The organism is Haloferax sp. s1 (assembly GCF_058382125.1).
The window spans coordinates 1-862 of record NZ_JBZRPK010000071.1; the positions used below are offsets into that span (position 1 = coordinate 1).

Consider the following 862-nt stretch of genomic DNA (forward strand, 5'->3'; position numbering starts at 1 on the left):
GGCCAACACCCAGCCGTTCTGCGAGATTCACACGCCGGGCGCTGGCGTCGGCGGCCACTGTATCCCGTACTACCCGCAGTTCCTCATCAAGCAGTTCGAGACCGATGCACCGCTCATGCGAACTGCTCGTGACGTGAACGACGAGATGCCGCACGTCACCGCGCAGTCCGCGCTCGACGAACTCCGGAAACTCGACGTCGACCCCGAAGACGCCTCCATTCTCGTCCTCGGACTGACCTACCGGGCCGGCGTCAAAGAGATTCGAAAGACGCCGGCGCTTCCCGTCATCGAGCACCTTGTGGACGCTGGCGCGGATGTCACTGCCACCGACCCGATTCTCGACGACACCAGCGTCTTCGAGGACGCGGGTGCGACAATCACCCCCGGCATCACGAGCGACGACTTCTCCGTGGATGCTGTGGTTCTCGTCACGGCTCACGAGGAGTTCGAGCACCTCGATATTCCTGCCTTCGGCGACGCTGACGGTGACAGTGACAGCGACGGTGACGGCGACAGCGACTGCCCGCTTGTCCTCGTCGACGGTCGACAGGCAGCGACGGCGTATCGAGACGACGAAAGCGTCGTCTATCAGGGGATTGGTCTCCATGACTGAGACGGTCTGTGTCGTCGGACTGGGATACGTCGGGCTTCCGCTGGCTATCGAGTTCGACCGCGTCGGAAAGTCGGTTATCGGCTACGATGTCGACTCGGAGAAGGTCTCCGAACTCTCCAGCGGAACCGACCCAACCGGCGATGTGACCGACGAGGGGGTCGCGGCGTCCGACGTGTTTTTCACGACGGACCCGGCGCAGCTCTCGGATGCGGATTTCGTCATCGTCACGGTCCCCACGCCAGTCGATAG

General features: G+C 63.1%; 2 protein-coding genes. Both read left to right on the forward strand.

Annotated features, from left to right (window positions below; genetic code table 11):
* A partial coding sequence (locus QT222_RS00455; protein WP_491475942.1) for a UDP binding domain-containing protein occupies nt 1-613 on the forward strand: 613 nt, incomplete at its 5' end.
* Nucleotides 606-862, forward strand: a 257-nt coding sequence (locus tag QT222_RS00460) for an NAD(P)-binding domain-containing protein (RefSeq protein ID WP_491475943.1), incomplete at its 3' end; no start/stop codon positions are given. The genes QT222_RS00455 and QT222_RS00460, both read left to right, overlap by 8 nt.